Genomic DNA, 20277 nt, shown 5'->3' on the forward strand with positions numbered 1-20277 from the left:
TATGGTGAGAGGTCTGTCGGAGCGTCTAGTTATACGAAGGGATACCTATACCTTCGTATAGTTATACGCAGAGATAATAGTCTGGTTTCGCCGACCGTCCTACACTGCGACCAGACAGCCAGCAGCCTGAAGAGAAAGCCTGCATTAACACGTTCTGGCTGTTCATTTTGCTCCGTTCCGGTTTGCGGAAATCCAGTTACTTAACCTCTATGGGTGAACACATGTCCAACGCTAAGCTTGAAGTCCTGACGCCACATAACAGCCAGATCATTTTCATCGACCAGCAGCCGCAGATGGCGTTTGGCGTGCAGTCAATTGATCGTCAGGTCCTGAAAAACAACACCGTTGCGCTGGCGAAAGCGGCCAAAGTTTTCAACATTCCCACCATCATCACCACTGTAGAAACCGAAAGCTTTTCGGGTCACACCTATCCGGAGCTGCTGGATGTATTTCCGGGTCAGGACATTTTAGAGCGCTCCTCAATGAACTCCTGGGATGACCAGAAAGTGCGTGATGCGCTGGCGGCCAACGGCAAGAAAAAAGTGGTGGTTTCCGGTCTGTGGACCGAAGTGTGTAACAACAGCTTTGCGCTGTGCGCGATGCTGGAAGGCGGTTATGAGATTTATATGGTGGCTGATGCGTCAGGCGGCACCACCAAAGAGGCACACGACTATGCCATGCAGCGCATGATTCAGGCCGGTGTGGTGCCGGTTACCTGGCAGCAGGTGATGCTGGAGTGGCAGCGTGACTGGGCTAACCGCGATACCTATGACGCGGTAATGAACATTGCGAAAGAGCACTCTGGTGCTTACGGCATTGGCGTGGATTACGCCTACACCATGGTGCATAAAGCGCCATCACGTCAGAAGAGCGAGCACCGCACGCTGGCGCCTGTTCACGCGCCTGTACGCTAAGTTGCAGCCTGCTGATCGGCATTTGATGCCGGTCAGCACTGCCGCAGAACAGGAGCCTGATATGTTTCCTCTCATTATTTCACTCGGCGCAGGCGTGCTGATCGGCCTGCTGTATGCGCTGCTCAATGTCCGTTCGCCCGCACCACCAGCGATTGCGCTGGTCGGCCTGCTGGGAATGTTACTGGGCGGCGCGTTGATGCATGCCTGGCTGCCCGCCGCCAGACCGGCGACCGCGCTGCTGCAGCCGGCCGATCCAGCCACTCTCACTTCACATCAGGCAGGCCGATCATGATGAAATCGTACGCTATTTCTCTGATTGTCGGGCTGCTCGCCGGCGTAGTCTATGCCCTGATCGATGTGAATTCCCCGGCACCTCCGGTGATCGCGCTGGTGGGGCTATTTGGCATGCTGGTGGGTGAGCAGTTGATTCCACTGGGAAAACGCTTAATCCGCCGACAACCGGTGACGCTGGCGTGGTTCCGCCACGAATGTGTCCCCAAAATCAGTGGTACACCGCCACCGGGCGGCGATAAAGCACCCTAAGTCCTTCACCAGGCAGGTAAGGGCTTTCAGAGGATAACTGCATGACGCTGTCACAGCGTATTGTCATTGTTGATGATGAACGCTCAGTCCGGAGTGGGCTGAGTAATTTATTGCATTCTGACGGCTACACCACACGATTATTCGAGTCGGGAGAAGCGTTACTGGCAGATGACAATGCGCTTTCTGAGGTGAGCATGTTGATCATTGACGTCGGACTCAAAGGGATGAGCGGTTTTGAGCTGTTCACGCTGCTGAAACAGCGACCCGCTCTGCCGCCGGTAATCTTCATCTCTGCCGACCTGGAAGAGACTACCCTGTGGTATGCCATTGCGCTGGGTGCGCTCACTTTTTTCCGCAAACCGATCGATGTTGATGCTTTTCTGCAGCTGATCCGCAGTGAATTGTCTGACGACCAAGGCAACTGCGCAGAGTAACCGTAACCGATGGTAAGCTGGCTGCCGTCGCTGGGGATTATCTGGCCGCGTTCAGCACTCGGGTTTTGTGCGCTCGTTCTGCATCGGGCAAGGCAGAGCGCGGCTGAACCGGGCAACCTTACAGTAACAGGCTGCCCGAATGCCTTAGCGGCGTCGGGTGTTGGCGATATTCAACCGTTCCGCTGCCCGCACCAGATCGGATAACGACCGGGCATTCATCTTCTCCATCACCCGCCGTTTATGCACTTTGGCGGTAATCTCACTGACACCCATCTCTGCGGCGATCTGTTTATTCAGCAGTCCGCTAATTGCCAGTAACATCACCTCACTTTCACGCGGTGTCAGCGTCTGATGGCGCAGAGTCATCTCACGTTTTTCCTGCGAGGTCGCCATATTCTGTTCCGCAATACGCATGGCTTCTGATACCGCCTGCAGAATACGGTCAGGATCAACCGGTTTGGTCAGGAACTCGTAAGCGCCGGTTTTCATCGCCCGCACCGTAACAGGAATGGTGCCAAAACCGGTTAAGAAGATGGTGGGGATGGTGAATCCGCGATCAATCAACACCTGAGCGACCTCAAACCCATCCGCGCCCGGCATATTAATATCCAGAATCAGGCAGCAGGGAAGCGGGGCGAAGTCGTGCGCGAGGAAATCATCAGCGGAAGAAAAAGAAATAACGTCGTAATTGTCAGAACTGAGCAGATTACTCAGGGCTGTGGTTACCGCAGCGTCGTCATCAACGATATATACGATGTGATTCATAGAGATCTCATTCCAGCCAGCAGTTCAGAAAAGTTTCAAACCTGGGTGGTGTAAAGTGATCAGCAGTTATTTCACTCTTAGCCTGTCAGCCACGGAAAACCACCGGTGTTAACAGAATCTTATCATAACAATTTTCATTATCATCTATAAATTACGCCCTTGATGAAATTCAGATAAATAACTGAAAATAATGGTTAAATGATGAACTGAGTGGCGCCGTTAACCTCCTGAAACAGTGTTTCAACCGCCGTGTAGCGGTCATCAAAGCCGATTAATTCTGCCATCATTTGGTCATTTTTTAGTGTCAGAAGAATCGTCAGTTGAATAGTGCAACTCACCCGTAGAAATAATCCATATTGAATGTCAGCGTAATAAATTGATCAGACCATGTAGTGTCCGTGCATTCTGACAAAAGATTCTGCCGGTACGTAATTACTTTTTATTATGTCAGACGTTTAAATGGCGGCGGCGTTTCTATTGCAGGATAAAAACAGGACCAGTTAATTTTAAAGATGTCGGGCGGGAGAGGGCGGCAGGTGTTTATCGCGTATTGACCAGCGCGCGCAGATTAGATTGATTAATCCAGCCAGCCATACGGCTTAAGCGCCTCAAGGGTGACCCGATGAATCCTGACTCCTTATCATGCTGAACGGACTGAGTGAGGTACAGCGCGTGGAGAGTCAGTGATTGCCACTGCCCAGGCACACCTGGACGTCGTGATAAGCCGGGCCTGGCAAATTTTCGTCACGTAACCTCAAAATTCCATTCACTATTGTTACATTTAGGTACTGTTTAGTTTGGGTTAAGTAACATCGCAGCACTGTATTTTGCTTAAGTGCAGTAATTTAGACGTTTAACAGACAAACAGGTATTAATATGAAGTTTTCTACTATCGTTGCATCTCTGACTCTGGCCGGTATGGGTTTTGCCGCAAACGCAGTTACGCCTGGCAATGTTGCCGTCTATGCGACCGAACAATCTCAGGGGTCCGTATCCATTGGTGATAAAACTTCCTACACTAAAACCTTTGAAGTCTCGATAGCCAATTTATCCGGCGATCCTGTTGATTTATCAACGATTTGCCTGAAGGCTTACACGCCTGATAATAAAGAATTTAAAATCGATACTGTTGATGAAGCGTTAACCACCGGCTCTCTGAAACAAGGCAAGCCGGTTAAGGGAATCGCTGTGTTTGCTGATGAGCAGGATGTTGTACTCAAAGCGGCGCTGGTTAAAATCTCCGACGAATGCAAATAATCCGCTAAGGCAGCCTGCGGGCTGCTTTTCCGCTGGAACTCGCCTGATTAGCTCTCGCGACAAAATGCCTGCTCTAAGCAGCCGCCCGGCATAATTCACATCGCGCCACATAGTTACAACATACTAAATAGTGAAACAATCCCGGCCTTAACTCCGCAGCGAACTGTGGCTTTAAAGTCGGAATATCGGGCCGGTAAGCCCGTGACTTATCCGTTTGTATAACTATCCATCTTCGACGCTGAGCGGAATAATCGTGGCTGCACCAGCCGGACAGCATGCCGGTTGCGATTCAGTCACTTTCAGCGCGGAGGGCCTATGTGTGAGGAGGTAAGCAGACAGGCAACATTGCCTGCGACAGGCAGCAGTAGCGTCAGGGCAATGGATGCCGTGGTCAGCGATATTCTGCCGTGGATTGAACAAAACCTGTTTGATGAACGGGTCCGGGTGAAAACCATCACCAGCAAAAGCGGTTACGGTCACTGGCATTTTCAACGCGCGTTCCGCGATCGCACCGGCTATAACCTTGGCGAATATATCCGTCTGCGCCGGGTTATGCGCGCGGCAGTGGCGGTGATCGCCACCAACAAAGGTCTGCTGGATATTGCGGTGGAAAACGGTTTTACCAGCCAGCAGAATTTCACCCGCACCTTTCGTAAATATCTCACCCTGACGCCCGGCGCGTTTCGCAACCAATACGGTCACGATCTGCCCGCCTGTGAGCGTTTCCTGTCTGAACGGCTGAGTCCAGACACCGCGCCCTGGCTGCGGCTTGCGCTGGCGTCACATCAGTATGGCTCGCCGCTGTTCTGTGCCGCCTGAAGGGCGGTCAGGTCAAACACCAGACGCGCTGTTTTGCTGCGACAGCAGCGCCGCAATCACCGCTTTGCTGGCTTACTCTCTCTCTGCGGTTTTCAGCAATAACTCTAATCAAAAGAAACAGCTGCGTCAGTGGCGGCTGTCGGCTTTTGCCGCTCAGTAAAAAGTCATTACATTTTAAAACAGTTTACGATTCAGAGAGTAACCGCAATAAGCGTAGCGGTATCCGTGGCACGGCTGTTAATCCTCACTAAGCTGAAGAGTCAACCCTATAAATACAGGGATATTTTTCGGCTGGAAGCTATTCGCAATGTCTTCATGAGGCTTATATGAGCGGAGAACACTGCACCATTATTTTTAATGGTGAACGGCTAACCGGGTTAGCTGATCAACCCTTGATTGATTTTCTTGATGCGCAGGGAAAAAAACTGCCCCATGTCTGTTATCACCCGGCGCTGACACCGTTACAGAGCTGCGATGTTTGTTGGGTCGATGCCAATGGCGAGCGGGTGCGTGGCTGCACCTTGCGTACCCATGACGGATTAGAGGTGCAGAGTGAAGGCGCTGCGTTGCAAGTGGCGCAGCAGGAGGGGATGGATCGGTTGCTTAACCGCCACGAACTCTACTGCACGGTGTGTGAACACAATACCGGTGACTGCACATTACATAATGCTGTGGCGGATATGCAGATTCCGATTCAGTACTATCCACACCAGCCCAAGCCGTACGCCAAAGATCACTCCAATCCGTTTTATACCTACGATCCTGACCAGTGCATTTTATGTGGCCGCTGCGTGGAGGCCTGCCAGAACGTTGAGGTTAATGAAACGCTGTCGATAGACTACACGCAGGCACATCCGCGGGTGCTGTGGGATGGCGGTACCGAGATTGCCGGCTCAAGCTGCGTCAGTTGTGGACACTGTGTCACGGTCTGTCCGTGTAACGCGCTGCTGGAAAAAACCATGCAGCCGGATGCAGGCCCGTTCACCGCCATGGATGAAGGGCTGAAACGTCCGCTGATCGACTTCGTCAAAACGCTGGAAAACAGTATCGGCATGGAACCGATCACCGGCGTGTCAAAAATCGATGTGGCGCTGCGCCAGGCCGAAATCAAACGCACCAAAACCGTCTGCACCTATTGCGGCGTCGGCTGCAGTTTTGAGATCTGGACCCGCGATCGTCACATCCTGAAAGTTCAACCGGTGGCGGATGCGCCAGCAAATGGCATCTCAACCTGCGTGAAAGGTAAGTTTGGCTGGGACTTCGTTAATAGCCCGCAGCGTCTGACCACGCCGCTTGTTCGTGAAAATGGCCGCTTCCGGCCCGCCAGCTGGGACGAAGCGCTGCAGCGCGTCGCCGACGGTTTACGCCGGGTTGCCCAGCAGTATGGCGGCGATGCGATTGGGTTTATTGGCTCAAGTAAAGCCAGCAATGAAGAAGCTTATCTGACACAGAAGATTGCCCGACTGATCTTCGGCACTAACAACGTTGATAACTCGTCGCGCTATTGTCAGAACCCGGCGACAGAAGGGCTGTTTCGCACCGTCGGCTACGGCGGTGATGCCGGCACTATTCGCGATCTGCAAAAAACTGAACTGATCGTTATCGTCGGTAGCAATCTGGCGGAGAACCATCCGGTTATCGCCTCGCACATTAAGCAGAGCCACAAACATCAGGGGCAGAAACTGCTGGTCGTTGACCCGCGTCGTCATGAAATGGCCGAGCGTGCTGACCGCTATCTGCGCATCCGACCCGGCACCGACCTGGTGTGGGCATCTGCGATGGCGAAATATATGTTTGATCACGGCTATGCCGATCAGGCTTTCCTGGCACAGCGGGTTAATCAGGTAGAAGAATACCGTGAATCGCTTGCCCCCTTTACCCTGGCGTTTGCCAGCGAGACCTGCGGCCTGAGTGAGGAAGAGCTGACAGCGGCAGCCGAGATGATCGGCCAGGCTGGCAGCGCCTGTATTCTGTGGGCGATGGGCATCACCCAGCACAGCCACGGCGCGGACACCAGCACCGCGTTATCCAACCTGCTGCTGGTGACCGGCAACTATGGCCGGCCCGGTACCGGCGGCTATCCGATGCGCGGCCATAATAACGTGCAGGGTGCCAGTGACTTCGGTTGCCTGAGTAATGTTTATCCGGGCTATGAAAAAGTCAGCGATGCTGCGGTACGGGAAAAATGGGCGCGCGCCTGGGGCGTCGATCCTGAAGCGCTGTCCGATCAGCCGGGCGCGGATAACTTCAAGATGGTGCAGCATGCCCATGAAGGCAAACTGCGCGCCATGTATATCACCGGCGAAGAAACCGCGTTTTCCGATGCGGATTCCACCAACGTGCATGAAGCCTTCAGTAACCTGGAATTCATGGTGGTGCAGGATATCTTTATGAGCCGCACCGCAGAGTTCGCCGACGTGGTATTGCCGGGCTGCCCGAGCGTGGAGAAAGAGGGCACCTTCGTCAATACCGAGCGGCGCATCCAGCATTTCTCGCCTGCCATGGCACCGCTTGGCGACAGCCGGCCAGACTGGCAAATCTTCACCGATCTGGCCGCGCGGCTCGGGCATCCGTGGTATTACCCGAATCCAGGCGCAATCATGGCTGAAGCCGCCGGCATCGCGGAGATCTTTGCTGGCGTCAGCTACGAGCAACTGGTGGGCTGGCAGTCGCAAATCTGGCCGGTGAACGCCAACGGTGAAAGCACGCCGCTGCTTTATACCGAACAGTTTCACTTCCCGGACGGGAAAGCGCGGCTCTATCCCTTACGCTGGCAGCCGCCGGCCGAGCAGGAAGATGCCGAATATAACCTGCTGCTCAACAATGGCCGGATGCTGGAGCATTTCCAGTCCACCAACCAGACCGGGCAGGGTGGCCGTTTTATGTCGCTGTCACCGAATGCGTTTGTGGAAATCTCGCCGCAGCTGGCCGCCGAGCGCGGTCTGACCGAAGGCGAGTGGGTTCGCATTTCCTCCCGGCGCGGCTCGATGGATGTTCCGGTAGTGATCACCGATCGGGTGGCCGGTAACGTGCTGTTTATGCCGATCCACCACGGAAAGGATGGCGTCAATACGCTGACCGGTGAACACCATGATCCGGACGTAAACACCCCCGCCTATAAAGAGGTGGCGGTAAACATGAAGCGTGTGGAGCGGCGCATCCAGCCGAATCCTCTACCGTTACACAATTTTCGCTATGGCCAACGCACGCCGCTGGATCACCTGCCGGTGGAACAGAAATGGCAGCAGCAGGGCTATCGCGAACCGCCAGAACACGTTGAAAAACCGGAGAAATTCTGATGGCAGAAAGGATGAAATATCAGGTTACGCCGACCCGTACTGAGCAGACCGCCAGAGAAGCGATGGATGAGTTAATCGAAAGCCTGCATCAGCACGGATTTTTGCGACTGGCGAACGATCTGGTGAAATCAAATAGTGAGATCGGCAAGATTCTGGTGTCAGGTCTGAATCAGCCTGGCACCCAGAGCGCCCTGCAAAATCTATCGCTGTTGATGATGACGCTGGGCAGCGTTCCGCCGGAAAGGTTTAACCACCTGCTGCTCGCCCTGCGGGATGCGGCGATGGCGATTAAACCGGCCAGGGAAGAAGCCAATAGCGGCAAAGCCGCGCCAGGGATCCGCGGCATTATCCGGCTGCTGAATGATGATGAACTGTGGCGTGGCCTGAGTCCGGTTTTATCGGCCCTCAAGGTTTTCTCGCAGCAAATCGACGGGGAAGAGCAGAAGCCGATCACGCGTTTCAGCGGCAAGAGCAGTCTGGAGTAATCCACCGCAGAGGGTGCGTGACCGCACCCTCTGCGAGTCAGGCCGGTTTATAGATCAGATGTCCGGCGACGCCGCCGGCTCCGCCATCTTTGGGATGGTTGATGCCATCACTGACCGGAACATCGGTAAAATCAAACGGGGAAACGCCCGCCAGGCAGGCAACGTTGACACCATACTGATCGGGCTGTGAACGGCTCTGATGAAAGGTGTAAATGCCGCAGACTGAACAGAAGTAATGGCCGACCTGCTTGCTGTTAAAGCGGTATTCGGTGAGCTGTTCTTTGCCGCGCGTCACCTCAATCTGGCTGGCAAAGGCCACAACCGCGCCCCGCATCCGGCAGAACGAACAGTTGCAGCGCCGTATCGTGTTAAATCCATCTTTCAGCGTCACGCTGAACGCCACTGCGCCACAATGGCATTGTGCCGATATGTCATTTTGCATCGCGATCTCCTGGATAAGTGCGTAGCGGCTGGCGTGATAGCGTCTGCCACGTTTACGCCGTCACAACAGTGTAGCGCGGGAAAATGACGCGCTGTAGATTAAACGGTAATCAGCGTCAGGTCCTCCGCCTCAAAGGCGCTCAGCAACGCTTTATCCAGTTTTTTCTCCACCACCAGTAGCGAAAGCGCATGACATTCCGCGATTTTAAACCGGGCCACCGCAGGGATTTTTTCGGCCGTCAGGCCGACAATCACCTGATTACTCTGCTCAATGGCCACTTTTTTAAATTCACAATCGGCATAGTCAAAACCGGTCAGTCCGGCTTCCGGGCTCATTGCACAGCCACCGATAAAGGCCTGGTCGAACAGCATGCCTCGCACCTGCTGAATAGCGCTTTGCCCGACGCAGCCGCCGGTGCTTTTTTGCATCTGCCCGCCCAGCATGATCACCTCCGCGCGCGGATGCGCTAACAGCACCGCCGCAATATCAGGCGCATTGGTTACTACGGTTAAGGCAAGATCTGCCGGCAGAGCCCGCGCCAGCGCCAGATTGGTGGTGCCGGCATCAATAAAAATGCAGCTGTTGCTGTGGATCAGGCTGGCGCAGCGCTGCGCGATCAGGGCTTTTACTGCATGATCCTGCTCTTTTCGATGTGTAAAACTGCCTGCATCCGGCAGCGGCAATACCGCTCCGCCATAGACCTTTTTACACAAGCCCTCTTTACTGAGTTCATGCAAATCCCGGCGGATAGTGTGTTCCGAGACCGCCATCTGGCGTGCCAGATCCGCGCAGACCACGCGTCCGTTCTGCTGCAAAATCTCACGGATCAGCGCTTGTCGCTGCTGTGGGAAAGCTGCATAATCGAGCATTAATACTCCTGAATAATCACAATCGAGCTATAGTGAGCATCATCACGCCGCCGCTGACTGCTGTCAATAGGGTCAGAGGCGGGCAGGCTTTGATCAGGGCAGATGGCTGGCCTCTGGCATTCATTTTTAAAAAGGATCGGTATGGCTCTTCGCGAAACTGCAGTATCCCCGACGCTGGCGACGCGGGTCGTTTTTTTTCTTGCCGGTTTTGTTACTGCAACCTGGGCGGTGATTGTCCCGTTTGCGCGTGCCAATACCGGTGTCAATGAAGCGGTACTGGGAACGCTACTGCTGTGTCTGGGAATGGGGGCGCTGATCGCAATGCCGGTTACCGGCTTGCTGACCAGCCGGTTCGGCTGCCGGCGGGTGATTCTGGTGGCGATTGGATTGATTATTGTCAGTACGCCCTGGCTGTCGGTACTGAGCGATCCGCTGTGGCTGGCGCTGGCGCTGTTAGTGTTTGGCGTGGGTATCGGCGTCACCGATTGCGCCATGAACATCCAGGCGATTCTGGTGGAGAAGCAGTCTGCGGTACCGTTAATGTCCGGTTTCCATGGCATGTACAGCGTTGGCGGAATTGCGGGCGCCGGGCTGATGACGTTGTTGCTGGCAATGGGGTTAAGCGTGCTGGCCAGCTGCTTACTGGTCATTGCGGCGGTGGTGGTCATGACGCTCTACAGCGCGGCCGGTTTGCTGACCTATGCGAATCCTTCTGAAGGCCCCGCTTTTGCGATACCGCGTGGTAGTGTACTGATTATTGGTATTATTTGCTTCGCGGTGTTCCTGACCGAGGGCACGGTGCTGGACTGGAGTGCGGTCTATCTGACCGATGTCCGGGCTATTCCGGAGGCGCTGGGCGGACTGGGCTATACCTTTTTTGCGGTGGCAATGACGGTGGCGCGCCTGACCGGCGATCGGATTATTTTGTCGCTGGGACGCTTTCCGGTGGTGCTGGGCGGCGCGTTAATTGCTGCCGCAGGTCTGGCTATCGTCACCTTTATCACCGCCTGGCCGCTGGCGTTACTGGGTTATGCCCTGGTGGGCGCGGGCTGCGCCAATATCGTGCCGGTGATGTTTTCAGCCGCAGGGCAGCAGACGGTGATGCCGCAATCCGTCGCGGTGCCGGCGATTACCACACTCGGCTATATGGGCGTATTGAGCGGCCCCGCCGTGATTGGCTATGTGGCGCATTTTACCCATCTGTCGTTCGCCTTCTCGCTGATTATTCTGCTGATGCTGGTTGTCGGCGCGATCTCAATGACGCTGGACCTGGGACAAAGAACCGCGAAGGGGAATAACGCATGAAGATTCTCCACGTCGCGCTGTGGACCCGCGATCAGAAGCGCAGCGCGCTTTCTGGCAGGCGATGTTTGGTGCCAACAGTAATCAGCGTCATCTCAACAAAAACCGTCCCGGCTTCGCCTCTTATTTTATGCGCCTGCGTGAAGGGGCGACAATCGAACTGATGACGCTACCCGAGGTGGAAGCGGGGCAGACCGGCCAGGAAATGACGGGCTGGGCGCATATCGCCATTGCGCCAGGCGATGAGCATCAGGTGGATGAGATGGCAGTTCGCGCGGCTGAGAGTGGCATATTAATCGCGCCGTCGCGCCGGACTGGCGATAGTTTCGATGAGGCAATTATCCGCGATCCTGATGGCAATCTGATTGAGCTTGTCGCGGAATAGTGCGACGTTTTCATCGGCGGCTGAGCAGAACTGTGCCGCCGCCGCGTGGCTCACCGGCGGCGGCGTGGGGGCATCAGGCCTGAGCTAACCGTACCCAGCGCCGTCCCACTAGTACCGTGATAGCGACAATCGTGATACCAGCCGCCAGATGCATTAAGAAATCGATCATATGCAGATGGGTATCATGACACAGCGACAGCAGCATCGAAGCGCTGAAGGCGCTGCCGCAGCCGGCCAGCGCCAGACTTTTCCCCGGATGCAGGGAGCGGGTGCGCTGCAACGCAATCACCGACAGCAGCATCATCGGCAGACTGGCGGACAGCATAAACAGATAGCAGTGTATGCCTTCACCAAAACGACCCGCGCCTGCAGGCGGTCGTGATGAGGACATGTTGAGCAGATTGAGCGTCAGCCATACGCCAGCCAGCAGCAACAGCCAGCCCATGCCGGACACTTTTCTTCCGGCAATACTCAGGGTAAATGCCGCAGCGAGGCTGCTGCCAGCAATGATCAGCGATAGCAGCAGGGCGATCAGCGCGATCGTCGCGTCAGGCTGTGACCAGTCGGTCAGCCGGGTATGAAACGCCCAACTGCTCAGCGCGCCGCAGGGCAACGCCGCGGCTATCCAGCCGGTGACGCGCCAGGGCGTCGGCCAGACACGCCGTACCGGCTGAGCGGACTGGCTCAGCCGATCAATAAACGGGTCATGATTTCTCATGATTGCTTCCATATTTTCGTAGGTTAAGCATTGCACGATGCAGCAGGGATTTGACCGCTGATACCGATTGATTGGTTTCGGCGGCCGCCTGCGCCAGACTTTGTTCACGCAGATGGACCGATTCAACGATTTCACGCTGTCGCAGCGGCAGCGTACCCAGATAGCCGGTGAGTTCATCTGTCGCCGTGGCGCTATCAGCGCTGTCGGCGGGCTGCTGGTTCAGCGCATCCTCATCCTGTACTTCCTGACGGCGACCGCGCTGACGCAGTGCATCTATCGCCCTGGCAGAAGTGATAGCCGCCACCCAGGGCAATATCGGGCGACGGGGATCGTAGGTATGGCGTACCCGATGAATCGCCAGCAGCGTCTCCTGAATCACATCTTCGACCAGCGCAGCGTCACTGATTTTTTTGCACACTAAAGCGCGGATGGCCGGGACCATCGCTTTTAACAACTGGTTATAGGCGTCTCTGTCGCCTTCCTGCGCGCGGGCCATCAGATGGGGCCATAGCAGCGCGCGGTTATCAGTTTCTGGCATTCATTATCAGCAGATTAACCGTCTGGCGGGCTGCCACGGTGTCGATTCATCATGGAATTCACGTTTTCTTTCCGTTCTCCGTTGCCTGATCCAGAGCTGAAATGACGATACCTGGCGTCAGCACCTGAGGCAATACCACCGGCTTACCGCCGTTGGCGGGATAGACCACATACAGCGGCAGACCGCCCCGACCAAAGTCACTCAGCGCCTGTTCGACATCAGGATTATATTTGGTTGAGTCCGCCACCATGTAAATGGTACTGGTGCGTGCCATCGCTGCTTTAACCGCCTGCGTCGACAGCGAGGTACGATCGTTGACCTGACAGGTAATACACCACGACGCGGTAAAGTTAACCAGAATCGGTTTGCCCTGACCTTTAATGGCGTCGACATTCTGCGGTGACCAGGCTACGGCTGCGGCGGCCTGCGAGGCTTCTTCAGTTTGTGGTGCTGCGGCGAAGCTGTTCAGGTTAAGTAGTGGCGGAACCACTAACGCCAGGAAAAAGACGGTCGCGAGGTGCAGCGCCCAGTGACGCCGACCCATCATACGGCGTTTCTGCGCCATGCCATACAGCCAAGCAGCAAAACTGAATAACAGACAGCAGGCCAGAATCGCTGCCAGCGCCGCCGATCCCGCCTGACGTTCCAGCACCCATATTAACCAGCCAACTGCGCCCAGCATTGGAAAAGCCAGACCCTGTTTAAGGGTGATCATCCAGGCGCCGGGGGCCGGTAAGATCCGGGCCAGCAGCGGGAAAAACGAGATCAGGGTAAAGGGCGCAGCAAAACCCAGCGCCAGCGCGATAAAAATCACCAGGCTGACCAGCGGCGGCTGGGTCAGAGCATAACCAACGGCGCTGGCCATAAAGGGCGCACTGCACGGCGTGGCGACAATAATCGCCAGCGCACCGGTCAGTGCCGATCCCATCAGGCCGCCACGGTCACTTCCTACGCCACCAACCCGCTGAACCGACAGCCCGACCTCAAACAGACCGAGCAGGTTCAGTGCTGACCCGAGCATCACCAGTATCAACACAGCGATCACCAGCGGTGACTGTAACTGGAATCCCCAACCCACCGAGGCACCACCGGCACGCGCCAGCAGCAGCACGGCGCTCAGTGCAACCATGGTAACTACCACGCCGAGCAGAAACGCCAGCCCTTCCATTCGGGCATGGGCAGGTTTGTCGTGATGGCGGATCAGGCTCAGCGCTTTCAGTGAGATAACCGGAAACACGCAGGGCATTAAGTTGAGAATAATGCCGCCCAGAAAGGCGGCCGCGATGGCTGTCAGCATGATGAACCTACTCAGAGGGTGAAATTAAGCCGGATTGGCCTGACGATATTTTTTAACTGCGTCCATCGCTTTCTCAATATGAGCATCCGGATTTTTGTCAGTGTAACTGAGCAGAATTTTGCCATCAGGCGCAATGACGTAAGAGGTACGGTCAGAAAGCTTCTGGCCCTTCATCTCCATGGTGCTTTTATATTCGGCCGCCACTTTTGCGCCAGGATCGGCTGCAACGGTGAATTTATCGCGGCATTCCAGCTGTGAGAATTTGGCAATCTGATCGGTATTGCCTGCGGTTACGCCAATCACTGTCGCACCCTGTTTTTTAAATTCATCGGTTGCTTCAGCAAAGTCGTGCGCTTCCAGCGTGCAGCCAGCACTGAAGGCCGCCGGGAAGAAGTAGAGCACCACCGGACCTTTCTGCAACGCCTGCTGCAATGAGAAGGTAGTGGCTTTACCCGCCAGCGCGGCTTCCAGCTTAAAATCAGGCGCTTTTTCACCGACCTGCAGAGCGGCGAAGGCAGAACTGACCGGCACGCTCAGCGCCATCAGGGTGGCGACAGCCAGGGTTTTCAGGGATTTTTGCATTGGCATCATTCTCTCTCCGTTAACAGGCAGGCGGTGTCGCCTGATGACCTTATTAACAGGTTCGCTGGTCTGGCGAAAAAGTTGCGCGCCAGGATAATTATTTTTCTCTTTTTCTATCAGGCGACCAAAAGCCGCAAAGAAAATTGAATATCGCTGACGTAATAAACCGCATCGCAATCGAATAATGGTGCAGAGCGTATTCGGCGCTGAATCGAATAAAGCTAACGGCTTTCAGGTTCACGTATCCGGATGTAACCCGACATTTGATCCCATGCTTTTGTGATTTAACGCGCATTAATGAAGCAAATATCCGCGCTTTTTTCAGCAGGTGAGGCGTGTCACGTTTCTTCAGGCGTTAAATCCCTAGATTTGCCTTAAATCAAGGTAAACCGATTCAGCAAAAGGGATGAATAATGAAAATTAAACTGGCGTTAACGGTACTGGCGGTTCTGGTTTCGGGCTCTGCTACAGCGAAAAGCTGGGTGCTGACGAGTGCTGAACAGGGCACGGATAAAGGAAACTGGCAGATTTCCAGCAGTGAGCTGAAATTGTCAGGCAAACCGTTCAGCATTGAGCAGAAGGTGCTGCATGGTGGTAAGCAGGAAGGCAGTAAAATTCTGGTGATCCGCAGTCAGGATGGCCTGACCATTACCCTGAGTCCGACCCGCGGCATGAATTTATTACGTGTCGAAGGCTTTGGCAGCCGGATGGGCTGGGATTCACCAGTGAAAGAGGTGGTAAACCCGGCGTTTATTAATCTGGAGAGCCGTAACGGCCTGGGCTGGCTGGAAGGTTTCAATGAGATGATGGTGCGCTGCGGTTATGAATGGACCGGCCACCCGGTTACCGCCGACGGTAAAATCTATACGCTGCATGGTAAAGCCGGTAATACCCCGGTTTCACAGCTGGAAGTGGAGGTGGCAGACGCGGCGCCGCATGAAATCCGCATTCGCGGCTTAATTAAGGAAAGCACCTTCAAAAAAGCCGATTTGCAGACCCAGACCGAACTGCGCTACGTGCCGGGCAGCAATAGTTTCAGCCTGCATGACGTATTAACCAACCACGGTGACTACCCGCACGATTATCAGATCATTTACCACAGTAACTTTGGCACACCGATTCTGGAAGAAGGTGCGCGTTTCCTCGCGCCGATGTCCAGCATCAGTCCGTTTAATGACTATGCTAAAGCCGGCCTGAAAACCTGGCAAACCTATCAGGGGCCAACCAAAGATTTCGACGAGATGGTGTTTAACGTCAAACCGCTGGCTGATGATCATCATCAGTCGGTCGCTGCGGTGGTGAATAAAGCGGGTAACAACGGCGCGTCGATTCAGTTTGATACCCGCCAGTTACCGGTGCTGTCGCTGTGGAAAAATAGTGATACGCTGAAGCAAGGCTATGTGACCGGTATTGAACCCGGCACCAGTTACGCCTATCCGGTTACCATTGAACGTGAACAAAAACGTGTTAAGCAATTGCAACCTGGTGCCAGCACCGCATTTGATCTGACCTATACCTTGCTGCATAACAGTGAGCAGGTAAAAGACGTTGAGCAACGGATCAAAACTATTCAGGGCGAGACCAAAATTGATGAAATTGCGACGCCAATAGCCAAAGAGTAACCGGTAAGATAAAAATCCCGCTAACGTCAGTTGCCGTTGCGGGATTTTTTTCTACTGATAATCTGCAGTATTCATCAGCCAGCGCGGGCTGCCGCGTTGAGCAGATAATAGCAGGTTCTTTTATAGCGGAATTCGAGGGCGCAATGATTTCAAAAGAGAATGCAGAGCACTATCACTGGGGCGATGCCTGCGATGGATGGTATCTGCTGAAGCGTCAGGATATGCTGATTATTCATGAAAAAATGCCGGCCGATACGCAGGAAAAACGTCATTTTCATTCGCTCTCACGCCAGTTTTTCTTTGTACTCGACGGCGTGCTCACCATGGAGCTTGAAGGTGAGAAGCATCAGATTGCCGCACGGCAGGGGATTGAAATTCCTCCTGCGGCAAAGCATCAGGCGCGAAATGAGTCCGATAGCGCAGTTGAGTTTATCGTCATTTCTCATCCAACCACGCGCGGTGACCGCTCTGATGTGGCGGAGCAATAAAGCAAAGAGCAGCAGGGGTTAGGTGCGAGAGTCTGACTCTCTGTGTGAGAGTGTTAATTTAACATAAGATAGATTATGCGCACCTGATAAGGCTTTTCATTTTATCCTGTTTTTCCGTCCCGCCGCCAGAATATGCTGATTTGCATCAGGACCTTTTGCCGCTAGCGCTGTATAATCTTTTGCATATCGAAAATCCGGGGACATTATGATTAAGCGCGTTTTACAGTTACTGATTGCAGGTTCACTGATAGTTCTTCCGCTCATCTCGCAGGCATCGCGACAAATTATCGATCAGCTTGGTCGTCAGGTCACGATTCCCGATCGCGTCGATCGCGTAGTCGTACTTCAGCATCAGACGCTGAATCTGCTGGTGCAAATGAATGCCACCGACAAAATCGTTGGCGTGATGGCGAACTGGAAGCAGCAGCTTGGCGACAGCTATGCCCGTCTGGCACCGACGCTGAGCCAGAAAGCGGCGCTGGGTGATCTCACCCATGTCGACCCTGAAAAACTGGTGGCGCTCCATCCACAGGTGGTGTTTGTGACCAATTACGCGCCTCAGGAGATGATCGACAGCATCAGCGCGCTGGGCATGCCGGTGGTGGCCATCTCCCTGCGCCACGATCGGACGGGCGAAAAAGCAAAACTCAATCCGACTCTGGCCGATGAAGAAACCGCCTACGATAGCGGATTACGCGAAGGAATCACCCTTATCGGAGAGATCGTCAATAAACCGGCGGAAGCGAAAGCACTGATTGAAGCCACCGATCGGGGCCGTAAAATGGTCAGTGACCGGCTGAAAGCAATTCCGGCCAACCAACGCGTTCGCGCATATATGGCAAACCCGCAGCTGACCACCTACGGCTCAGGTAAATATACCGGTCTGATGATGGCGCATGCGGGCGCAGTCAACGTGGCGGCGGCAACTGTGACCGGATTCAAAACCGTCTCAATGGAACAGGTGATCGCCTGGGATCCTGAGGTGATTTTTGTCCAGGATCGTTATCCGTCGGTGGTCGCTGAAATCCAGCATTCCCCGCAGTGGCAGACCATTTCGGCGGTGAAAAACCATCGGGTCTATCTGATGCCAGATTACGCGAAAGCCTGGGGCTATCCGATGCCGGAAGCGATGGGTATTGGTGAACTGTGGATGGCGAAAAAACTCTACCCGGCGAAGTTTCAGGACGTGGATATGCGCAAACTGGCGAACGACTGGTATCAGCGATTCTACCGCACCTCCTGGCAGGGTAATGACTGATGCGCGTGCTGGCGGCTGGTAGCCTGAAAAGCGTATGGCCCGCGCTGATGGCCCACTTTCCGCATGCTGTCGACAGCGTATTTGGCCCTGCCGGACTGTTGCGCGAACGCATCGAAGCGGGAGAATCCTGTGACCTGTTTGCCTCCGCCAATATGGCGCATCCGCAGCGATTGCTGGATGACGGACGAGCGCTGTCGGTAAGCCCGTTTGCCAGCAATACGCTGTGCCTGACGGTGCGTAACGACGTGCTGCAAACCGGTGACGACTGGTTCACCCTGCTCACCCGCCATGAACTGCGGCTGGCAACGTCAACGCCGGTAAGCGATCCTTCAGGTGACTATACTCAGGCGCTTTTTAGCCGGATGAGTCCGGCTGGCGTGGCGGTACGTCAGCGTGCAATGCCATTGGTCGGTGGACCTGATTCTGTACCGGTGCCGGCTGGCAGGCTGGCGGCGGAATGGCTGCTTATCGAGGGCCAGGCGGATCTGTTTATTGGATATTCCAGCTACCGGACCGCCCTGCGCCAGGTTGCCGGGCTGACAGTGATCGATATCCCGGCAGCGTATAACCCGCGCGTCGCCTATGGTTGTGCAGTCATCACGCCCGAGGCGGAGCGGCTGGCGCAATTTTTAGCGTCGGCACAGGCAAAAGCCGTATTGCGTCAGGCCGGATTTGGTGGTTAGCCGCAGCGCCTGCTGTTTAAGTCTTAAAACTCTTCCGGTTCACCTGGCAGCGGCTCAGTCAGTTGCTGCCCTTTCACCCCGGCGTAGGTGATCACCAGTTCAGCTGGCTGGTCGAGGGTAAAACCCCGATGTGCGCTGTTAACCGTTTCATTCAGCGCTTCTCCGGCCTTAAAAGTTTGTTGTTCGCCACTCTGTTTATCTTCAACAATTAAGGTACCGGACAGCACAAACGCCGCATTGGGCATCGGATGGGTATGCCAGGTTAATGAGGTGTTGGCAGGCAGTGACAGCCGCATCACGGTCAGTTCGGGCTGGCCCGCCGGGTAGCATTCTATTTCCTCACCGTTCCAGGCCTGACTGCTGCGCATTACTTCGACTGCGTTAACCCCGGAAGCGTTGTTATCCTGTTTTGACATGGTAAATCCCTGTTAATAATTCAACTGTGAGCAGAACGATCTGGCCTGCTTAGCGGGATAAGCATAGAAGAAATTCGCCGCTCCGGCGCAATCGGCCTTGTGCAGCGCGCCATTGCCGTGGCAGGAAGAATATTGCACAGCTCCTCGACAGTGATACTTTCATCAAAACGGCAGCGTCGGTTTTGTTGTGCTTAATTTATGAACAATATTGGTGTTTGTGGTTATAAGATATATCCGTCAGCCAGTACGCATCATAACAATTCTGTATTATCTTTGATGCCATCTACAACCTAAGGGATATTTGATAATGAAAGGTCTGTTCACGGCGTTACTCGCCAGTTCTGTTTTATTATTATCCGCCTGTAACCAGGATGACGACAACAAAGTAAAAGTGGCGATTAATACCGGGCCGGATGAAGCGATCTGGCAGGTGGTACAGCAGGTAGCGAAAGAGAAATATAAGCTGGATGTGGAAGTGCTTAACTTCAACGACTACGTGTTACCTAATGAAGCGCTGAATAATAAAGAAGTCGATGCTAATGCCTTCCAGAGTCTGCCTTATCTGGAAGATCAATCTAAAGAACGTGGCTACAAATTTGCTGTGGTCGGTAAGACCTTTGTCTTCCCGATTGCGGCCTACTCGCACAAAATCAAAAATATCAGCGAGCTTCAGGATGGCGCAACGATCACCATCTCTAACGAAGCGACCACCCTCGGACGCAGCCTGTTACTGCTGCAGGCACAGGGCCTGATTAAGCTTAAAGATGGTGTCGGCTATTTACCGACCTCACTGGATATTACTGAGAATCCAAAGAATCTGAAACTGGTTGAAGTTGATACGCCGCAGCTGACCCGTACGCTGGATGATCCTAACGTTACCCTTTCGATCATTAATACCAATTTCTCGGCGCAGGCTGGATTATCAGCGCACCGTGACGGCTTATTTATGGAAAGTGCGGCCTCTCCTTATGTCAACGCGCTGGTTTCACGCGAAGATAATAAAGACAGTGATAAAATTCAGAAGCTGAAATCGGCACTGCAATCACCTGAAGTAGCGGCCAAGGCAGAAGAAGTTTATAAAGGCGATGCCATTAAAGGCTGGTAATTAACTTTACGCCAAAACGTAAAAAGGCCGCACAGTGTTGCGGCCTTTTTTATGCC

General features: G+C 54.3%; 23 protein-coding genes. 15 read left to right on the forward strand and 8 right to left on the reverse strand.

The window, feature by feature from the left end; all coding sequences use genetic code 11:
* Nucleotides 1-221: 221 nt before the first annotated feature.
* The 4 genes from FHW04_RS03260 to FHW04_RS03275 all read left to right on the forward strand — a co-directional run bounded on the left by FHW04_RS03260 (nucleotide 222) and on the right by FHW04_RS03275 (nucleotide 1891).
* A complete protein-coding gene (locus tag FHW04_RS03260) occupies nucleotides 222-914 on the forward strand; it encodes a hydrolase (RefSeq protein WP_031374440.1) in 693 nt (230 codons plus the stop codon).
* Nucleotides 915-975: 61 nt separating this feature from the next.
* Nucleotides 976-1206: a DUF1427 family protein gene (locus tag FHW04_RS03265; protein ID WP_031374441.1), complete on the forward strand. Its 231-nt coding sequence runs from the start codon at nucleotides 976-978 to the stop codon at nucleotides 1204-1206.
* On the forward strand, nucleotides 1203-1457 hold the full coding sequence (locus FHW04_RS03270; protein WP_046289316.1) for a XapX domain-containing protein: 255 nt from the start codon (nucleotides 1203-1205) through the stop codon (nucleotides 1455-1457). Before FHW04_RS03265 ends, FHW04_RS03270 begins: the two co-directional genes overlap by 4 nt.
* Before the next feature lie 41 nt (nucleotides 1458-1498).
* Nucleotides 1499-1891: a response regulator transcription factor gene (locus tag FHW04_RS03275; protein ID WP_031374442.1), complete on the forward strand. Its 393-nt coding sequence runs from the start codon at nucleotides 1499-1501 to the stop codon at nucleotides 1889-1891.
* 144 nt (nucleotides 1892-2035) lie between these two features.
* Here FHW04_RS03275 and FHW04_RS03280 read toward each other — a convergent pair whose 3' ends face one another.
* Nucleotides 2036-2656, reverse strand: coding sequence for a response regulator transcription factor (locus tag FHW04_RS03280; protein WP_031374443.1), 621 nt, complete (start codon nucleotides 2654-2656; stop codon nucleotides 2036-2038).
* An 876-nt stretch (nucleotides 2657-3532) separates the two neighbouring features.
* Between FHW04_RS03280 and FHW04_RS03285 the strand changes: the two genes are divergently transcribed.
* The 4 genes from FHW04_RS03285 to FHW04_RS03300 all read left to right on the forward strand — a co-directional run bounded on the left by FHW04_RS03285 (nucleotide 3533) and on the right by FHW04_RS03300 (nucleotide 8516).
* Entirely contained in the window at nucleotides 3533-3913 is a 381-nt protein-coding gene (locus tag FHW04_RS03285) for a DUF4354 family protein (RefSeq protein ID WP_031374444.1), read from the forward strand.
* A 315-nt stretch (nucleotides 3914-4228) separates the two neighbouring features.
* Entirely contained in the window at nucleotides 4229-4732 is a 504-nt protein-coding gene (locus FHW04_RS03290; RefSeq protein ID WP_082097616.1) for a helix-turn-helix domain-containing protein, read from the forward strand.
* A 326-nt stretch (nucleotides 4733-5058) separates the two neighbouring features.
* Nucleotides 5059-8031, forward strand: a complete 2973-nt coding sequence (fdhF, locus tag FHW04_RS03295) for a formate dehydrogenase subunit alpha (RefSeq protein ID WP_089561784.1) — start codon at nucleotides 5059-5061, stop codon at nucleotides 8029-8031.
* Nucleotides 8031-8516: a DUF1641 domain-containing protein gene (locus FHW04_RS03300; protein ID WP_046289318.1), complete on the forward strand. Its 486-nt coding sequence runs from the start codon at nucleotides 8031-8033 to the stop codon at nucleotides 8514-8516. The genes fdhF and FHW04_RS03300 overlap by 1 nt, the downstream gene beginning before the upstream one ends.
* 37 nt (nucleotides 8517-8553) lie before the next feature.
* Here the strand turns inward: FHW04_RS03300 and FHW04_RS03305 are convergent, their stop codons facing one another.
* Nucleotides 8554-8958 (reverse strand): GFA family protein, encoded by a 405-nt coding sequence (locus tag FHW04_RS03305; protein WP_089561785.1) that lies wholly within the window; start codon nucleotides 8956-8958, stop codon nucleotides 8554-8556.
* A gap of 98 nt (nucleotides 8959-9056) precedes the next feature.
* On the reverse strand, nucleotides 9057-9827 hold the full coding sequence (locus tag FHW04_RS03310; RefSeq protein ID WP_089561786.1) for a DeoR/GlpR family DNA-binding transcription regulator: 771 nt from the start codon (nucleotides 9825-9827) through the stop codon (nucleotides 9057-9059).
* A gap of 141 nt (nucleotides 9828-9968) precedes the next feature.
* Here FHW04_RS03310 and FHW04_RS03315 point away from each other — a divergent pair, with 141 nt between their 5' ends.
* Nucleotides 9969-11132: an MFS transporter gene (locus tag FHW04_RS03315; RefSeq protein ID WP_094106297.1), complete on the forward strand. Its 1164-nt coding sequence runs from the start codon at nucleotides 9969-9971 to the stop codon at nucleotides 11130-11132.
* A gap of 19 nt (nucleotides 11133-11151) precedes the next feature.
* Entirely contained in the window at nucleotides 11152-11514 is a 363-nt protein-coding gene (locus FHW04_RS03320) for a VOC family protein (protein WP_314919458.1), read from the forward strand.
* A gap of 73 nt (nucleotides 11515-11587) precedes the next feature.
* On the opposite strand, the gene FHW04_RS03325 is transcribed toward FHW04_RS03320, so the two are convergent.
* The 4 genes from FHW04_RS03325 to FHW04_RS03340 are packed head-to-tail and all read right to left on the reverse strand — an operon-like array spanning nucleotide 11588 to nucleotide 14655.
* On the reverse strand, nucleotides 11588-12232 hold the full coding sequence (locus FHW04_RS03325; RefSeq protein ID WP_069729333.1) for an NrsF family protein: 645 nt from the start codon (nucleotides 12230-12232) through the stop codon (nucleotides 11588-11590).
* Entirely contained in the window at nucleotides 12219-12770 is a 552-nt protein-coding gene (locus FHW04_RS03330) for a sigma-70 family RNA polymerase sigma factor (RefSeq protein WP_031374450.1), read from the reverse strand. Before FHW04_RS03330 ends, FHW04_RS03325 begins: the two co-directional genes overlap by 14 nt.
* A 58-nt stretch (nucleotides 12771-12828) precedes the next feature.
* A complete protein-coding gene (locus tag FHW04_RS03335; protein WP_069729332.1) occupies nucleotides 12829-14067 on the reverse strand; it encodes a protein-disulfide reductase DsbD family protein in 1239 nt (412 codons plus the stop codon).
* A 24-nt stretch (nucleotides 14068-14091) separates the two neighbouring features.
* Entirely contained in the window at nucleotides 14092-14655 is a 564-nt protein-coding gene (locus FHW04_RS03340; protein ID WP_031374452.1) for a peroxiredoxin, read from the reverse strand.
* A gap of 407 nt (nucleotides 14656-15062) precedes the next feature.
* Here FHW04_RS03340 and FHW04_RS03345 point away from each other — a divergent pair, with 407 nt between their 5' ends.
* From FHW04_RS03345 to FHW04_RS03360, 4 genes are all read left to right on the forward strand, one after another.
* A complete protein-coding gene (locus FHW04_RS03345) occupies nucleotides 15063-16271 on the forward strand; it encodes an aldose 1-epimerase family protein (RefSeq protein WP_089561787.1) in 1209 nt (402 codons plus the stop codon).
* A 143-nt stretch (nucleotides 16272-16414) separates the two neighbouring features.
* The gene (locus FHW04_RS03350; protein ID WP_089561788.1) at nucleotides 16415-16759 is read left to right on the forward strand and encodes a cupin domain-containing protein; all 345 of its coding nucleotides are present in this window, start codon (nucleotides 16415-16417) and stop codon (nucleotides 16757-16759) included.
* Between the two features lie 205 nt (nucleotides 16760-16964).
* Nucleotides 16965-18017: an ABC transporter substrate-binding protein gene (locus FHW04_RS03355; protein WP_089561789.1), complete on the forward strand. Its 1053-nt coding sequence runs from the start codon at nucleotides 16965-16967 to the stop codon at nucleotides 18015-18017.
* The gene (locus FHW04_RS03360) at nucleotides 18017-18700 is read left to right on the forward strand and encodes a molybdate ABC transporter substrate-binding protein (protein ID WP_089561790.1); all 684 of its coding nucleotides are present in this window, start codon (nucleotides 18017-18019) and stop codon (nucleotides 18698-18700) included. Before FHW04_RS03355 ends, FHW04_RS03360 begins: the two co-directional genes overlap by 1 nt.
* Before the next feature lie 23 nt (nucleotides 18701-18723).
* On the opposite strand, the gene FHW04_RS03365 is transcribed toward FHW04_RS03360, so the two are convergent.
* Entirely contained in the window at nucleotides 18724-19116 is a 393-nt protein-coding gene (locus FHW04_RS03365; protein ID WP_089561791.1) for a cupin domain-containing protein, read from the reverse strand.
* A 307-nt stretch (nucleotides 19117-19423) separates the two neighbouring features.
* Here FHW04_RS03365 and FHW04_RS03370 point away from each other — a divergent pair, with 307 nt between their 5' ends.
* Nucleotides 19424-20221 carry a MetQ/NlpA family ABC transporter substrate-binding protein gene (locus FHW04_RS03370; protein WP_031374457.1) on the forward strand — a complete coding sequence of 266 codons (798 nt, stop codon included), beginning with the start codon at nucleotides 19424-19426 and terminating at the stop codon, nucleotides 20219-20221.
* The last annotated feature ends 56 nt before the right edge of the window (nucleotides 20222-20277 follow it).

Origin of the sequence: Pantoea sp. AN62 (genome assembly GCF_050432985.1) — a bacterium.
Lineage (GTDB): Bacteria > Pseudomonadota > Gammaproteobacteria > Enterobacterales > Enterobacteriaceae > Pantoea > Pantoea brenneri.

Excerpts from the sequence above, each read along its gene's own strand:
- FHW04_RS03260 (WP_031374440.1), top strand. The coding sequence starts at position 222 with ATGTCCAACGCTAAGCTTGAAGTCCTGACGCCACATAACAGCCAGATC.
- FHW04_RS03265 (WP_031374441.1), top strand. The coding sequence starts at position 976 with ATGTTTCCTCTCATTATTTCACTCGGCGCAGGCGTGCTGATCGGCCTG.
- FHW04_RS03270 (WP_046289316.1), top strand. The coding sequence starts at position 1,203 with ATGATGAAATCGTACGCTATTTCTCTGATTGTCGGGCTGCTCGCCGGC.
- FHW04_RS03275 (WP_031374442.1), top strand. The coding sequence starts at position 1,499 with ATGACGCTGTCACAGCGTATTGTCATTGTTGATGATGAACGCTCAGTC.
- FHW04_RS03280 (WP_031374443.1), bottom strand. The coding sequence starts at position 2,656 with ATGAATCACATCGTATATATCGTTGATGACGACGCTGCGGTAACCACA.
- FHW04_RS03285 (WP_031374444.1), top strand. The coding sequence starts at position 3,533 with ATGAAGTTTTCTACTATCGTTGCATCTCTGACTCTGGCCGGTATGGGT.
- FHW04_RS03290 (WP_082097616.1), top strand. The coding sequence starts at position 4,229 with ATGTGTGAGGAGGTAAGCAGACAGGCAACATTGCCTGCGACAGGCAGC.
- fdhF (WP_089561784.1), top strand. The coding sequence starts at position 5,059 with ATGAGCGGAGAACACTGCACCATTATTTTTAATGGTGAACGGCTAACC.
- FHW04_RS03300 (WP_046289318.1), top strand. The coding sequence starts at position 8,031 with ATGGCAGAAAGGATGAAATATCAGGTTACGCCGACCCGTACTGAGCAG.
- FHW04_RS03305 (WP_089561785.1), bottom strand. The coding sequence starts at position 8,958 with ATGCAAAATGACATATCGGCACAATGCCATTGTGGCGCAGTGGCGTTC.
- FHW04_RS03310 (WP_089561786.1), bottom strand. The coding sequence starts at position 9,827 with ATGCTCGATTATGCAGCTTTCCCACAGCAGCGACAAGCGCTGATCCGT.
- FHW04_RS03315 (WP_094106297.1), top strand. The coding sequence starts at position 9,969 with ATGGCTCTTCGCGAAACTGCAGTATCCCCGACGCTGGCGACGCGGGTC.
- FHW04_RS03325 (WP_069729333.1), bottom strand. The coding sequence starts at position 12,232 with ATGAGAAATCATGACCCGTTTATTGATCGGCTGAGCCAGTCCGCTCAG.
- FHW04_RS03330 (WP_031374450.1), bottom strand. The coding sequence starts at position 12,770 with ATGCCAGAAACTGATAACCGCGCGCTGCTATGGCCCCATCTGATGGCC.
- FHW04_RS03335 (WP_069729332.1), bottom strand. The coding sequence starts at position 14,067 with ATGCTGACAGCCATCGCGGCCGCCTTTCTGGGCGGCATTATTCTCAAC.
- FHW04_RS03340 (WP_031374452.1), bottom strand. The coding sequence starts at position 14,655 with ATGCCAATGCAAAAATCCCTGAAAACCCTGGCTGTCGCCACCCTGATG.
- FHW04_RS03345 (WP_089561787.1), top strand. The coding sequence starts at position 15,063 with ATGAAAATTAAACTGGCGTTAACGGTACTGGCGGTTCTGGTTTCGGGC.
- FHW04_RS03350 (WP_089561788.1), top strand. The coding sequence starts at position 16,415 with ATGATTTCAAAAGAGAATGCAGAGCACTATCACTGGGGCGATGCCTGC.
- FHW04_RS03355 (WP_089561789.1), top strand. The coding sequence starts at position 16,965 with ATGATTAAGCGCGTTTTACAGTTACTGATTGCAGGTTCACTGATAGTT.
- FHW04_RS03360 (WP_089561790.1), top strand. The coding sequence starts at position 18,017 with ATGCGCGTGCTGGCGGCTGGTAGCCTGAAAAGCGTATGGCCCGCGCTG.
- FHW04_RS03365 (WP_089561791.1), bottom strand. The coding sequence starts at position 19,116 with ATGTCAAAACAGGATAACAACGCTTCCGGGGTTAACGCAGTCGAAGTA.
- FHW04_RS03370 (WP_031374457.1), top strand. The coding sequence starts at position 19,424 with ATGAAAGGTCTGTTCACGGCGTTACTCGCCAGTTCTGTTTTATTATTA.